The 15,363-nt window shown below is 49.0% G+C and carries 11 protein-coding genes; 1 reads left to right on the top strand and 10 read right to left on the bottom strand.

The genetic code is table 11. The features are described from left to right. The 9 genes from H7C18_RS18105 to H7C18_RS18065 form a co-directional block, all read right to left on the bottom strand. The coding region (locus H7C18_RS18105) for an IPT/TIG domain-containing protein (RefSeq protein WP_185130482.1) at positions 1 to 3,102 on the bottom strand (3,102 nt) is incomplete at its 3' end. Positions 3,103 to 3,514: 412 nt separating this feature from the next. After that, positions 3,515 to 5,215 (bottom strand): extracellular solute-binding protein, encoded by a 1,701-nt coding sequence (locus H7C18_RS18100; protein WP_185130481.1) that lies wholly within the window; start codon positions 5,213 to 5,215, stop codon positions 3,515 to 3,517. 75 nt (positions 5,216 to 5,290) lie between these two features. After that, on the bottom strand, positions 5,291 to 6,169 hold the full coding sequence (locus H7C18_RS18095; RefSeq protein ID WP_185130480.1) for a carbohydrate ABC transporter permease: 879 nt from the start codon (positions 6,167 to 6,169) through the stop codon (positions 5,291 to 5,293). 12 nt (positions 6,170 to 6,181) lie between these two features. After that, entirely contained in the window at positions 6,182 to 7,102 is a 921-nt protein-coding gene (locus tag H7C18_RS18090) for an ABC transporter permease (protein ID WP_185130479.1), read from the bottom strand. 129 nt (positions 7,103 to 7,231) lie between these two features. Beyond that, positions 7,232 to 8,803 carry a response regulator transcription factor gene (locus H7C18_RS18085; RefSeq protein WP_185130478.1) on the bottom strand — a complete coding sequence of 524 codons (1,572 nt, stop codon included), beginning with the start codon at positions 8,801 to 8,803 and terminating at the stop codon, positions 7,232 to 7,234. Then, on the bottom strand, positions 8,775 to 10,604 hold the full coding sequence (locus H7C18_RS18080; RefSeq protein WP_185130477.1) for a cache domain-containing sensor histidine kinase: 1,830 nt from the start codon (positions 10,602 to 10,604) through the stop codon (positions 8,775 to 8,777). Before H7C18_RS18080 ends, H7C18_RS18085 begins: the two co-directional genes overlap by 29 nt. A gap of 84 nt (positions 10,605 to 10,688) precedes the next feature. Then, positions 10,689 to 10,814: a hypothetical protein gene (locus H7C18_RS36070; RefSeq protein ID WP_185130476.1), complete on the bottom strand. Its 126-nt coding sequence runs from the start codon at positions 10,812 to 10,814 to the stop codon at positions 10,689 to 10,691. Next, entirely contained in the window at positions 10,777 to 11,121 is a 345-nt protein-coding gene (locus H7C18_RS18070; RefSeq protein WP_185130475.1) for a beta-galactosidase, read from the bottom strand. The genes H7C18_RS36070 and H7C18_RS18070 overlap by 38 nt, the downstream gene beginning before the upstream one ends. Further along, positions 11,121 to 12,413, bottom strand: coding sequence for an alpha-L-fucosidase (locus tag H7C18_RS18065; protein WP_185130474.1), 1,293 nt, complete (start codon positions 12,411 to 12,413; stop codon positions 11,121 to 11,123). The genes H7C18_RS18070 and H7C18_RS18065 overlap by 1 nt, the downstream gene beginning before the upstream one ends. Before the next feature lie 145 nt (positions 12,414 to 12,558). On the opposite strand from H7C18_RS18065, the gene H7C18_RS18060 reads away from it, so the two are divergent. Next, a complete protein-coding gene (locus H7C18_RS18060) occupies positions 12,559 to 13,395 on the top strand; it encodes a helix-turn-helix transcriptional regulator (RefSeq protein ID WP_185130473.1) in 837 nt (278 codons plus the stop codon). A gap of 535 nt (positions 13,396 to 13,930) precedes the next feature. Here the strand turns inward: H7C18_RS18060 and H7C18_RS18055 are convergent. Next, positions 13,931 to 15,034, bottom strand: a complete 1,104-nt coding sequence (locus tag H7C18_RS18055) for a GerAB/ArcD/ProY family transporter (protein WP_185130472.1) — start codon at positions 15,032 to 15,034, stop codon at positions 13,931 to 13,933. Positions 15,035 to 15,363: the final 329 nt, after the last annotated feature.

Below are 15,363 nucleotides of genomic sequence, written 5' to 3'. Positions count from 1 at the left end.
GATTTGCGTGGCCGAATCTACTTGGAACGCATCGGCTGGCGTGCCGCCAAACGTTACCGCTGTTGCTCCTGTAAAGTCCGTACCTGTCACGGTAACCGACGTGCCGCCGGCATTCGAACCGGAGCTTGGGCTAAGCGACGTGATCGTCGGCGACGCGAAGTACGTGAAGCCTCCTGCTGCCATGGCGCTGCCGCCCGCCGTCGTTACCACAACGTCGACCGGCCCCGCCGAACCCGCCGGCGCTACGGCCGTGATTTGCGTGGCCGAATCTACTTGGAACGCATCGGCCGGCGTGCCGCCAAACGTTACCGCTGTTGCTCCTGTAAAGTCCGTGCCCGTGATCGTCACCGACGTGCCGCCGGCATTTGAACCGGTGGTTGGGCTAAGCTGCGTAATCGTCGGCGATGCGAAGTACGTGAAGCCTCCAGCTGCCGTCGCGCTGCCGCCCGGTGTCGTTACCACAACGTCGACCGGCCCCGCCGAACCCGCCGGCGCTACGGCCGTGATTTGCGTGGCCGAATCTACTTGGAACGAAGCGGCCGGCGTGCCGCCAAACGTTACCGCTGTTGCTCCCGTAAAGTCCGTGCCCGTGATGGTAACCGACGTGCCGCCGGCATTCGAACCGGTGGTTGGGCTAAGCGACGTGATCGTCGGCGACGCGAAGTACGTAAAGCCTTCTGCTGCCATGGCGCTGCCGCCCGGAGTCGTTACGACGACATCGACCGCTCCTGCTGTGCCTGCCGGCGCAACAGCCGTGATTTGCGTGGCCGAATCTACCTGAAACGAAGCTGCTGGCGTGCCGTCAAACGTTACGCTCGTCGCCGAGCCCAGTCCCGTGCCCGTGATCGTCACCGACGTGCCGCCGGCATCCGAACCGGAAGTCGGGTTAAGCTGCGTAATCGTCGGTGCTGCTACATACGTGAAGCCTCCCGTTTCCGTCGCGCTGCCGCCCGGCGTCGTTACGACAATATCGACCGCTCCTGCTGTGCCTGCCGGCGCAACAGCCGTGATTTGCGTGGCCGAATCTACCTGGAACGAAGCTGCTGGCATGCCGCCAAACGTTACCGCTGTCGCGTCCGTAAAGTCCGTGCCCGTCAGAGTAACAGTCGTGCCCCCGGCAACTGTGCCCGATGTGGGACTGATACTCTCAATTGTTGGAGCGCTGATGTTCGCAATGGTATGAACGTCAACACTTTCAACGGACGATAGATTTCCTGACCGGTCGGCAGCTACCACAAACACCTTATAGCCAGTCGAAGCTGTTAACCCTGCAAGATGAAAAACGGCTTCCGCATTCGCATCTAAGGATTGGCTGCCGCTTGACAACGCTGGCGAATTGGTATTATCTTTGCCGTTCCGAATTTGCGTAACACTGGGAGCTTGCGCAGATTCGGGCAAAACAACGTAATAACCTGTCCCAATTTCGTTAGACGTCAAGTACACATCGGCTGTAGCGGTAGATACATTCGCGCTTCTGACATTTTGAACGATCGGCGCTTGAGTATCTATGGGTGTGCTCCCTCCGCCGGATGAGACAAGAGGATCATATACGACTTGATTGATTTGACCCTTCACTTGGTCGTAGTTTGAAATTAGATCTTCAACATTGGCACCATTCGGCAGGTGTATGACAGCAACCTTCGTCTGGTCCGAAAGGGTCAGCTTTGTTTTGGGGTCCACGATTTGAAGGTTAGAAATGGTTCCTTCCGTATTTAGAGAAACCGATGACCCCTCATTCAATTTCAAGCTGCGGATATCGGAAGTTCCTGATATATCCACACTGTTTTTATTGGAAACCGTTAATAAGTCGACATCGGCATCCAATTGGACATGGTTCGCCCCATCGGCAATGGTAGCTTGAGGGATGGAAACATCCGGGTCGGCTTCAATATGAGCGTCAGCAGTCAACGTCATATCGGAAAGCGACGATTTTCCTCGTAGTTCTACATGTACCCCGGATTGATTAACCGATAAATGTTGAAGGTCTCCATCCTCGAAGACGACCGTATCCGGAGAGCCCCCGTTAATCAAAATATCGCCTGAAACTTTGACATGATACCCGTAAAAATCATGAAGCAGTAGGGGGCTGATTTCAAACTTCCCATCGACAACTAGATTTTTTACAGTTATGTAGTCGGCGCTAACTTTAACATCTCCCTCAATCGAGGCAGCATTCCCTTCAAGCACCATATCCTTGCTGAATTCTGCGTTGTCTTTTCCTTCGGGTTGTCCGTTGTTCACGATTTCCAGATAAGTAACCTTATTAATGGAGGAATCAGCGGCTTCCATGCGGATGCGAGCATTTTTTAAAACGGGCTCGTTCGCCGAGTTAAAAAGTCCTTTTAAGTTATCGGGAACCTGATACTCTATCCCGTCTATGGTCACCTTGTCATCCGCAACCTCATTAATCACGGGTAGATCGGTAACGGGCGGTTTCGCTGCATAATCGAGCAGATTTTGGATCGTAACGGCAAATTCTTCCCGGGTCGCTGTGTTCTTTGGGTTAAATTTGGTGCCGTCTCCCTTTAACAAGCCCAAATCCATTGACGCGCCAACATAATCCTTCGCCCACTCCGAGATGACATCTTTATCCGCAACAGTAAGCGTCTCTCTTTTACCCTCTATATCGGCATTCACAGCGTTAACGAGGATAATCGCCAATTCCTCGCGCGTTATTGGGTCATTCGGTCTGAATTTACCGTCTGGGTCTCCATGTAAAATGCCGGCTTCTTTGACCGCTTCAATATAGGGATGGCTCCAACCCGTAACGGACACATCCGAGAAGCTGGAGGTTTTGACCGGAGCAACGCTCAAATTCAGTATACCAGCCAATACTTTCGCCGCTTCCTGGCGAGTGACGTTTGTGAGCGGACGAAAATCGCCGTTTTCGTATCCGACCATCAAATTTAGTTGTTTGACCTTCTCGATTGCCTCTTTCGCCCAAACGTCAACTTGCGCATCATCGCTGAAGCCGGCTGCAGTCACGTTTACGGCAGAAAGTTCGCGGCCCGAACCGGATAGAGGGTCGGAAAAAGCAAAGACATTGCTCGGACTCATCACGATAACTAGGGCACCTACGTAAATCATAATTTTTGATTTCAAAATATTTCCTCCCAGATTCCAATTGGCGCGGTCCAAACAACTTGCAAATTCGAACTTTTTGTTTTCATAAGCCCATAAAGAAAGAGTCCTTCAGTTATCGGTCTTGTTCAGTCGGTTACCCCTCACCGTCTCTTCAGTTGTTTTATGATGTTAAATATTAGTATACATCCATGCCTCTTAACATTCTCTGAAAAAACATACTTGCAACATTCTGCCGTCCCTCGCGCTCGTGGCAAGGGATGTAGTGTCTTGAGAAAATGAAATTTCAGACTGAAAAATAAATTTTTAGACATGCGGGTCGTTTAGTTATTACACCATAGCATACAGAGGAGAAGTTCAAGCTTTGGCTCTGTCGAGATTCGTAACAAGCAAACAAGCCGCCGGGACCCGGCGGCTTGCGAAGTTAATACTTTTATTTCAATCCTTTTTTCTGCAGATCATTTAAATGAAGTTGGTACATAACTTTTTCAACCTTTTCTGCCCCAACCTGGTCCATTTGTTTGATGAAGTTGTTATAAACATTGTTGAATTCATCATCCGATTTGGACAGCACAAGTTTCGGAATCGTTTTGTTCCATAAATCTATCACCTTTTCATTGATCACGGCTTCCGGAGTGGAACCGTCTGGTGTCAGGTTCTCCATGCCGAGCGAATAGGAATCATAATCATATTTCGACAGCAGCTGCGATGCATCGTATTGTTCCGGCTGGCTTTCCTTCAGATCGCGTGCGGCGGCGTCATCCCAAAGCTTACCTGCCCTCCAAAGCAGTGTCGAATCTTGGAACCCATACTTCGCATCAAACGTCGCATGATCTTTCAGTGCCGTTTGAAGAATATCCGGCTTGTACTTCGGCAGTCCGTCGACCATGTCGTATGTCTCGCCTTCCTTGCCGTACCGCATATCCATCTGGCCTTCGTCCGACCACGCATATTCGGCGAAGCGAATGATCCGCCCTGGATCCTTCGCCTGCTTGGTTATGAAAAACCCCTGCCATCCCATCAGACGGGAGGCCGGATAACGAGGGTCTTGCCCGTTTGCCTTCAAGCCGTCAAGAACCGTATAGGTCTGGTCTTTGCCGATTGTGCTCTCTATCTTCGGATTATATGTCGTGTACATATTGTTCATATACTGGGAAGCTACCGCATACTTTGCCCCATACAACTTTTCCTCGTACTGCTCCTGTTTGTAAATGAGAAGCTGTGGATCAAATAGTCCGTTGCGGTATAGCTGGTTCAAATAACGGAACGCATCGATAAAGCCTTTGTTGCGCATTGGGTACTCAACGATCTGCTGGTCATCCTTCACGCGCTCTTCCAGTAAATGCGGGGAAAAGGAATCGATCAAGTAATCCATGGAGAGGCTTCCACCGAACCCGTTCTTGGATACGTCGAAGAACTCAAGACCCACTGGGCTTATATCCGGAAACTTGGCCTTTGCCGCCTTCAGTGCGTTCATCAGGTCATCGGTCGTCTCAATCTTCGGGCTTCCGATCGCCTTATAAATATCGGAACGAATAAACCACGGCCGCACAGGCACAATCGGGACTCCGCTGGTGAGACGATCCTGCGTCTCATACTCGTTCGGAAGATACCAGAGTTTTCCATCTATACTGTGATATTTCACCATATCCGGATCAAGCATTGATTTAAATTCAGGCGCGTATTTGTCAATAAGTTCGTCCATTGAATAAACCATGCCATTTTTGATCAGTTTCGTTACAGCCGGATTATTCCAGTCGAGCATGATGGAATCGGGAAGATCTCCAGATGCAATCATCGTGTTCAGGTAGTCGTCATCGCTGCCGGTTGCAAGCTTGCGGTCAACTGTGACACCGGTCTTTTCCGTCGCGAGTTTCATAGCATATTGATCTTTCCAGATATAAGCTGACCCCCAGTTGCCGTAAAAATACTGAGTGAACTTAAACGGCGACGTATCCTTCTTCCAGGACAGTTCGTTGGCCTGTGGTGCGTCTCCAGAAGCGGCGGATGCGGACGAACTTGGACTTGGTCCGCCTGAACTTGCTTCTTCGTTCGATTTGTTCGAGCTGCAGCCTGCGAGCAGCGCGACCGCAATCATGGCTGCAGCCAAAGTCTTTAATTCCTTTCCTTGCATGGTATACCCTCCTTAAGTATGTTCTTAACTTGTGCTCTATACTTTAACGGCCTTAGCCGACAAAGCCGACTGAAGCTATCCCTTGACCGAACCGATCATGACGCCTTGAACGAAATATTTTTGAATGAAAGGGTAAGTAAAGACGATGGGAAGCGTTGTAATGACCATCGTCGCCAGCTTAAGCGAAGTGGAATTAACCGCTCCGTAGCCAAGTTGGCTAGCCAATTGGCTGACGTTGCTGTTCGAGCTAATGATCTGCATGAGGATCTGCTGCAATGTCAGCAGGTTGTCGTTGCCGAACAGCATCGCGTCATACCATGCGTTCCAATGGGACACGGCATTATACAGCGCAATCGTTGCGAGCACCGGCTTCGAGACGGGAAGTACAAGCCGGAAGAATATCCTCAGGTCGTTGGCACCGTCAATCTTCGCCGATTCCTCAGTGTCCTTCGGGAGCGTTCGGAAGAACGTCAGCATGATGATTGCGTTAAACACATTAAAAAGATTTGGAATGATATAAACTAGGAAATCTCCCTTTAGGTGCAGGTACTTGGCTATCAACAAGTAGTAAGGGATGATGCCGCCACCGAAATACATCGTTACGATCGCGAGCATGAGGAAGATACGGCGACCTACGAGCTCCGACTTGGAAATACCATAGGCGAAAGCGCCAGTGAACAAGACAGCCGTCGCGGTTCCAACGATCGTCCTGGCAACCGTGATGAAGAAGGCATGCACAATTTGATTGTCTTTGAACACGATTCGGTAATTATCGATCGAAAACACGCGTGGCCAGAGCGTAATTCCGCCTCGAGCAGCATCCGTCGGATCATTGAGCGATGTAATGACGATATTGTAGAACGGGTAGAGCGTTACGATGCATAAGGCCGTCAATAGGATAACGTTGAGCAGATCGAATCCTCTACTGCTCCAGCTTCGTGATGTGATGTTCATGCGACCCTCCTCCTAGAAAAGGCTTTCTTTTGAAATTTTCCGCGACGTGTAGTTAGCAACATACATGAGAATGAACGCTACCAGCGACTGAAACAATCCTACGGCTGTCCCGTATGAGAATCGACCGGAAACCAGGCCCATTTTATACGAATAAACAGCCAGCACGTTGGCGGCATCCTGCGTCATTGAATTCTGCATTAGGAACAGCTGATCGAAGTTTGCGCTTACAAGGCCGCCGATGGATAGAATCAATAAAATGATAATTGTAGGCTTAAGCGAGGGTAGCGTAATATGCCACACTCTTTGGAAACGATTTGCGCCGTCCACGACTGCCGCCTCGTATAATTGCGGGTCGATACCTGCAATAGCTGCCAGATAGATGATCGAATTCCACCCTATGTTTTTCCATACTTCGGTAATAACTGCAAGCGCTAGAAAGGCGTGTGCGTCTCCCATGAGCATGGTGCCATTTTCGATCAATCCTAATCGGACAAGCAGCTTGGTTATGACGCCAGTATCAGGATCAAGAAGCGTATACATAAATCCGACGACAAGCACCCAAGATACAAAATAGGGCAAGTACGTAAGCGATTGCACGATTCGCTTAAAACGCTTGAAAACGAGTTCATTTAGCAGCAGCGCGAGGATAATGGGCGCGGGAAAGCCGAATACCAGCTTCGCTATGCTCATTTTGAAAGTGTTGCTCAGTGATTCACGAAAAGTGGGATCGGCGAACAGTTCTCTGAAATTGTCAAAGCCCACCCATGGACTGTGGATAAATCCCTGGAATGGCGTGTAATCCTGAAAAACGATGATGAGACCGTACATCGGAACATAACTGAACAAGAGAATCCAAATCACGGCTGGCAACGTCAAAATCATTAGATAGCGTTGAAGCCAGATTTGCTTTGTCAAACTGCGTTTGGCAGGCAAAATGGTCTACTTCCTTTCTTTATGTCATTGGCAAGGTTAATTATAGAAACGATCCGAATTAGCGTATATACAAAAAACGAACGCCTCTATCAGAAATCAATGAAGTTTTAATTTCGTTATTCCGAATCGTTATCTTTGTGTAGTTTCCTGATATTCGCCGGGCGTTATACCATGAGCCTGCTTAAACAAACTCCCGAAGTAAGATGTATTTGGAATCCCCACCCTTTCCGCAATAACGGACACTTTTAGCCGGGTGGTACGGAGCAGTTCTTCTGCTATCGAGAGACGATATTCCTGAATGTATTCGGCAATCGTCATTCCCGTCTTCTTCTTGAAGGTCATGCCCAGATGATTGGGTGATATAAACACTTCGGAAGCCAATCGAGTCAGGTTAAGCTCTTGGCTTCCATATCGCTCTTCAACCAGACGAATGACGCGCTGCACGATATAGTCGTCCTTATGATCGCGCTTTTCGTGTAAATGAGCTAACGCTCTTTGAATGAGGGTGCCTGCGCATTGCTGCATCTCATCCAACCGCTCGCAAGAAAGGATCTTTTCCAGATTACTGACTTCGGCTGTGTTGCCCGCGATGCCCAGCAAACCATCGATCAAGCCGCCGATCAAGCTACCCACATAAGCCCGACTGGCGCCAGGATACTCTGCAATCAAAAGAAATAGCTCGTTCAGTGCTGACTCCCTTTCCTGCTCTGTTCCGCTTCCAACCTTCGCCCTGAATTGCTTGGCACGCTCACGGAATCGCCGGGCGAATGCTTCTGAATTTTGGGTAAAATGAAGCGTAGCCGCATCCGCTTCTTCTGATGTCACCACATCATTCTTGCCGACCCATACCGCATACTGTAATGCCTGTAGGGCTTGCCTGTACGATTCTCCCACATGAATAAGTGTCTTTGCGATTGGTCCTATGCCGATTGTCCAACCCGGAGATTCGAGCCGATTCACTAATATTGAGGCCAGTTCTATATGCCGATCGACTTCTTGCCTATCTAGCGCAGTCAGAAGAGCAAACTCCGCTTCGTTCCTGCCTTCCGTCGCCAAGACTTGTCTTTGCAGAAGTTCCTCCGCTTGCTTCCAGATTTGGTCGGTTTCAGGCATACAACTTGTTTGCGGTGAACGGATGGACCATATGGCATAGCCGCCGATCCCGGTCCTCTCTTGACCGTCCAATACGGATTTAACGGTCTCCGCAGACGCTAACACGTCCGTGCGCATTGTCAGCAAATTTGAGAAGGCCTGCCGGACCGCAGCCCTTCGGCCCACTTCGTATTCGTGCTGCCTGGTTGCCTCTTGCTCACGCCGCATTCGGGCTTCTTCGCAGGACTGGACCACCTTTCGCAGCGTGTCCCTCATACTCTCTTCCTCTACAGGCTTAAGGATATAGTCTACGGCCTGGAAGCGAATCGCTTCGCGAGCGAATTCGAAGTCGTCATATCCGGTCAATACGACGACGTGCACATCATCAAGACTCTCTCGAATCCTCTTCACCATTTCGATGCCGTTCATACCGGGCATTTGTATATCGGTAATGATAATGTCTGACTTCAGCTCCAGCGCTTTCTCCAGACCCTCAATGCCATCGCAGGCAGTCTCTACTGTTCCAATTCCCATCGCGGACCAGTCCATAAATTCGGCCAGTCCCTCGCGCTCCCATCGTTCATCCTCGACGATCAGCAGCTTCAACATTTATTGTTCTCCTCCTTGCTGGGAATGAGAGAGTGACAACGGTGCCGACGCCGGGCTTACTGAACAGTTCAAGGTTATGGTCCGCCCCATAGTAGGCGCGCAGGCGCTTGATGATGTTGGAAAGCGCATATCCGCTGCTGTTCGAATTAACCGGCACGCCCTCTCGTACTTCTTGAATTCGATTCCATGACATACCGACGCCATCGTCCAAGATTTGAAAAACGACATGATTATCTTGGAGATAAGCTTTGATGATAATTGTACCGTGTGACCGTTTCGGCTCTATGCCGTGCACCAGCGCGTTTTCTACCAACGGCTGCAATATGTTTTTGATTGTTGCGTAATCCCGGATTTGATCATCCACCTCGAAGATCGAGTCAAACCGTTCCTCGAATCGAAATTTCTGAATCGCCAGATAGGCCTGGACCATGTCCAGTTCATTCCCTATCCATGTTTCCGAGCTGCCCTTATTGAGCACCAGCCTGTAAAACCGGGCCAGTGAATCCGAAAGATGCACGACATCCTTAGCCTCCGATTTGCGGGCTACCCAAGATATGGTTGCTAGCGTGTTGTAAAGAAAGTGTGGATTGATCTGCGATTCGAGCGCCTTGAATTCCGCTTCCTTCTCCAGAAGTTCCGCTTTGTAGACCGTCTCTACCAGGTCGTGAATTCTCCTGGTCATATGGTTGAAGCTGATCGCCATCTGCGAAAATTCATCGTTCCAAAAAACCGGTACCGATACGTCCAGCGATCCTTCTTTCACCTGTTTCATTGCTTTAAGCAACTGCTTCATACGAGATAGCAGCTTCACCGTTACGAAATAGACGAGTACGCTTAACAAGAGGAGCGCAATTGTCAACACAATCAAAATCGAACGGATGGAATGCGTCACCTTCTCGACAACATGACTGATTGGAAAGATGCCGACAACTCGTAGCGCAGGTCCTTCGAGAGGGATTGAAATGACAATGGACTTTACGCCTTGAACGTTCATGATTTGGTTAGTCTTTACACTTTTCGGCAGTTCAGCAAGACCAATACGATTGATCTCTATCCCGAACTTTTCAGGAATATTGCTGGAAACCACACGCCCACCGTCATCGACCATGAATACGCTTCCTATTTGGCCCGAAATCGAATCCTTCAAAGACTTGAGCAGCTCATTTTCCGTGATCTCTATTTCCACCAGTCCAGAGACGCCGTAATTTCTAGCGGAGTAGATTTTACGCTGGTAGGAGAACACATCAGTCCCGGCAGACCTGTCTGGTAAGTTTAGCAGCAGCCTTTCCTTATGCATATCCCTCCATTCGGTCTGCTCATTGCTTTTATCCAAATATGAATGGATTTCCGGATCGCCTTGGAGGCGGTGCAGGCTATAGAAACCGTCATATCCACCGTAAAGTTCCGGAATCGTCTGATTGCTCATATACACGTGGATAGCGTGAACATAGCTGTACTGCCTCATGATATTGTCCACGATCGGCACGATATTATCTCGGTAATCCTGTAGTTGAAAGCTATCATTTATAAAGTCGCTATCGAGAAATGTCCGAATTCTTGAATCGAACGCGATAATCTGCGATATGTTTTCAGTCATATTCACTTTCTCTTCGATGCTTGCTTTTGTCTGCAGCAGGTTCTGTTCCATAACGGTTTGGGCCTGCAAAACAGCGGATTCAGATGCTTGTCTATAAAGCGTAAACCCGGTCGCGATAAGCGATATCAATAAAATAGACACATAGATAATGACAAATTTCGAGGTTACGCTCCAATGATGATAAAAACGCAGGAGGCGGTTCATTCCGCTCATCCTTTCCGACTTTGTTATGGAAAAGAAGTCTGCCGTTCGGCATCAAAGCCAAATGGCAGACTTATTGATTCTTTTTTATGCGTCTTGTTCGGGAATCGGCCCTTCTCCGAACACCATCACACCGTATGGCTCGAGCTCGATGTCTCCCTCCAAGGCTTTGTCATCAAGCAAATCGTATGCCTTTCGCTTCAGACGAAGCATGACATGTTTGTCGGAGTACTTCCGGATAACGATGCGTCAGCCAAGCCGGAGGTGCAGCTGTCGGTGTACCCAATATAACCTGAAGGCCATGGTGGTGAGCGGCGTCCAAAGCCCGGTCGAACAGATCAAACCGAAAGACATTTTCCTCCGGCTCCATGATCGACCAAGCAAATTCGGCAACCCGTATGACGGAGAAGCCGAGCTCTCGCATGCGGCGATAATCATCATCCCACAACGTCTCGTCCCAATGCTCCGGATAGTAGCAAGCTCCAAGCTGGATTGTGTCTGCTTTCAACGATTTTGTCATTACGCACCCTTTTCATCAACGACCATCTTAACAACGGTATCCAGCGGCGCCCATTTTTCCTTAGGTATTTGAACGGATATCCCGTTCTCGTTCTGTACGAACGGAACCTCGCTGCCGTCAAGTAATTCGCAGCGCACAATTTTTTTCTCGAGCGGAGGTAAATTCATTTTTTCAAAAGCAAGCGTATCTTGCACATGCAAATATAAGTGATTTCCCTTGCTGGTCATGCCATAAACATGATCAACTGGTTGAAGCGGTCCCGCTGATGTTCCATATATAGCTTCACCGTTTTTCCTCATAAACGCGCCGATTTGCTTTAACTGCTCGACTTGATTTACCGGAATTCCTCCATCTGGATGAGGTGCAATGTTCAGCAGTACATTCCCTCCGCGGACGAAGCAGTCTACCATGATTTTGATGATTTCCTCCAATGGCATTACCCTTTCTAACGGGTCATAGGACCAGTGGTAAGCCATCGAAAAACATTTCTCCCAATCAATCGGAAGAATGCTTCCTTTCACTTCGTGCGTTCCTTCGTCGCATTGAAAATCTCCTAACCATCCGGATCGCGGATTGATTACGCATTTCGGCTGGTTCTGTCTGACCTTTTCGTTTAAGCAGATGGGCTCCCAGAACCAAGCCGCGTCTGCATCCGTACCGGTATGAGCGAGCCAGCCACCGTCATACCAAAGAATGTCGATCGTTCCGTATCGGGTGGTTAGCTCTTCAATTTGGTCATAGCCTTGCTTTTTCATTAATGATGCACTTTCTGGCAACTCCTTTGGGTTGAAGTAGCCGGGAAACCGCCAATCCATAGGGGAATAATACAAGCCTACCTTTAAACCTGCTTCTCGAAAGGCATCGGTATATTCCTTTACGAAGTCTCGTTTCGCTGCCGTATGCATGCTGTCGAATCGTCGATAGCTCCCCGGGCTGTCCCATAGCGCAAATCCATCGTGGTGACGAGTGACCATCACCGAATAGCGCATGCCTGCCTCCTTGGCCAAGTTGGCCATCTGCTCTGGATTCCATTGATGTGGGTTAAACTGATCGGCGAGCTTCGCATATTCGTCCACGGGGATATTCTCATTGAACATGACCCACTCACCGCGTCCGGGAATCGAGTAAAGGCCCCAATGAAAAAACAATCCGAGTTTGGCATCTCGCCACCATTGCATATCCTCATCGCTCAGGTTCAGCCATGGCGCTTCGACACCGTCTAGGCTTTTTAGCTGAATGCTGCTTTTCAGCATTGAAGCAAGCTCTGCATCTTTTAATTGTTTGATAGACACGCGTTGTCTCCTTTCTTTAATTCCTCAATTTCACATTACATAACGATACCAATTACATATTGAAATTATAACGTGTTGATTTTACGATAAAAATAGCATTTATCTAGTATGGATATAACAATACAACGTTTTGAGGTGTGCTTGTATGATGTATCGCCAGTATTTTTTACCTTCTTTCGACGAGCTTAACTTTTTTTGTTTTCCGAACGGCGTTGGGAAATATACGCATCCCGATGATCACAACGTCTATCGCGAAACGGGACTAAAATATTTCTCTCTGCATTTCATTGTTAGCGGAAGGGGATATATCGAAATAAATGAAATGGTTACTGCATTGATGCCAGGTGAAGCGTTTTTTCATGTACCGTTTCAAAAGATGCGTTACTACAGTTCGAAGGACGATCCCTGGGTCATCTACTGGCTTCAATTCAATGGGAGCCAACTGGCGAATTTTTTGTTGGAGAGTGGTTTCTTTGAGTCAACAATTTGGTATATGAACGATCTAGAACCGTTAGAGCGAGCCTTTGTCGATTTAATGGATGAAATTGAACATAACAACATTGCACGTCTAGCCTACATTTCAACATTGACGTATTCCATCCTAACTCATTTTACAAGCAACGCAATTCCACTATCGAGCCGAAGAGGAAAAGCGAAAATCGACCGAATTTTCGAGCTTCTTCCCGATATGCAACAAAACGCCCACCTTCCATTTACTATGGAAGAATGGGCGCATAAAGCAGATCTTTCCCCTAATTATTTCGGAAGCTTGTTTAAAAAGGTGACTAAAATGACTCCGCTCGCCTATATCACAAAATGCAGAATTCAAACGAGCAAAAAATTACTGCTGAGCGACATGCAAATGCCAATCTATAAAGTTGCGATTACATCGGGTTATCCTAGTGCAAGTTACTTCAATAAGATATTCATGGAGATAGAGGGAACTACGCCTGGCGAGTTTCGACGGAACCATTCCTTATAAAGACCTGTCCATAAATAATGCTGTTAAGCTTCGCCCTGCCGTTGACCCGGTCATGTCCTGTGAAGGCCGATAGAAGGCCCAGCCGGGGGCCATCGCCAGCATAGGTTTTTTTCCTCGTAGGCAAGCACGACAGCGTCCAAAATAAAATTTGCCTCCTAGTTCCAGATGACTTCAGACTATCCTCCGAATTAAAATATGCAACGATTGTTACATTTTTGATCCAACAGCAAGTATATGCATCCTGGTCCACTTACGGAAACTGTAGCCGGATGCTTTTCATGAGATCCCCGATTAGCAGTAGGTCGTGATGTCGATCACAGCGTTGATTTACGGGGAACGGCCAAATTATGCCTCCCTCAAAGGCATGTCCCAGCATCTTAGGGCAGATCTGAAGGTTAGAGGTCCCATAAACAGCAAAAAACTCCCCCATGTACCAACGGAGGAGAAATGCTACTACGATTTGGTTTAGCAGAAACAAGAACACCGACGAGAGAAGCGCAATCAACGCCCACGCGGATTTGCACTTCGCGCACATTCAGGTCCGATCCCCTCGCTTCCCTCGCACCCATGCAATGATCAGCAGGAAGGCCGGGTACCCGATCGTGATGCAGTGCCTGGTCAAGCCGGAGAACCGGGACACTGTGTACATTTGCAATATATTTTGCGGCAGCATGGCCATAAGGAATAAGATGGGCAGCAGGAAAAAAGACAGCATCCGGTGATCCTTGAAATGAAACAGGTTGCCGAGCTCCGTGACCGTCAGGAAATACGTCGAGAACAGCGTCGTGAATACGGCGGTTACCCATACGGCCAAGAAGGCGGCGTCCAACCGCTCGAGGACGTTCGCGGGCAGCGAAGTCGCTTTGGCCAGTTCCAGCGTCGGCCAGAGCAGGTTTTTGATCTCTTCCGAGCCGAAAACGCTGACGGTCGCCAGCACAATCGTCACGTAAAGTCCCCCGGAGATGACCATGCTCCAGATACTTGCCTGCAGCGCCCGATTGGGACGCCGCATCGCCGGGATGACGATCGTCAAGACGAATGCGCTCTGGAACAGGGAGGCGATCGTGAGAATGCCGTACACCGTGCCTTTGATCCCGATATTGCCGTTGCCCCAGATCGGCAGCAGATTGATGGTATCGGCGTTCTTGAGGGCGAGCACCGTGATGAGCAGAGCCGGGACAAGGATAAACGGGAAATAGAAAAAATGAATATATGCGAATGTGGTGATGTTGTTGCGTGTGGCGATTGCCGCCAGCAGCAGCATGACCATAACCGTCACTTCGAGAGGGGTTCGCGGCAATACCGCCGTAATGACGACTTCGCCGAACTCCCGGGCGGCCATCGACGTCAAGATGGCAAAGGAGGCGATGACCATGATGCTGCCGACACGCCCCGGCCACTTGCCGATGATCGTCTCGCTGTACTGGGAGATCGTCTGACTCGGAAAGCGCATGCCGAGCACAGACACGAGGACGAGACTTACCATCGCGACTAGCGCACTGATGAAAGTAATGAGCGGGGCACCCGATTCCGCCGCATGCACGGCGAAGAGCGGTAGCGGAAGCACCCCGACACCGATAATAGTACTGATCAGAATCGCAGCGGCTTGAATCGTCGTAATTGACCGGGCTTCCGCCATAAATTACTGCTCCTACCTTTAAATGTTGATTTTCTTGCATGAACTACCTTTATCCACATTGTTTGGTTTTTCTCGATCGTTTAAACGTTATCCCGAGATTGGATGCCAACCACATTAAATCGTTCCAGAACTTGCATGAAGCTCCGAGTCCTTGAAAGTGCTATGTCTAAGATGATGATCGCCATCATGAAGCTGTATACCCCCATTAAACCCATGCTTTTAAGCGAAACCGAACAAATCCCAAGCCTCGAAGAATGGCATTTTCAGGTCAAAATGGACGGTTCAGATCCATTTACACCTATCAAAAAGCCAGCGGAAACCGCCTGTTC

It is taken from the genome of Cohnella zeiphila (assembly GCF_014212055.1).
GTDB lineage: Bacteria > Bacillota > Bacilli > Paenibacillales > Paenibacillaceae > Cohnella > Cohnella zeiphila.
Note: the sequence above shows the minus strand (reverse complement) of the source record. Positions and strands in the feature narration are given on the sequence as shown.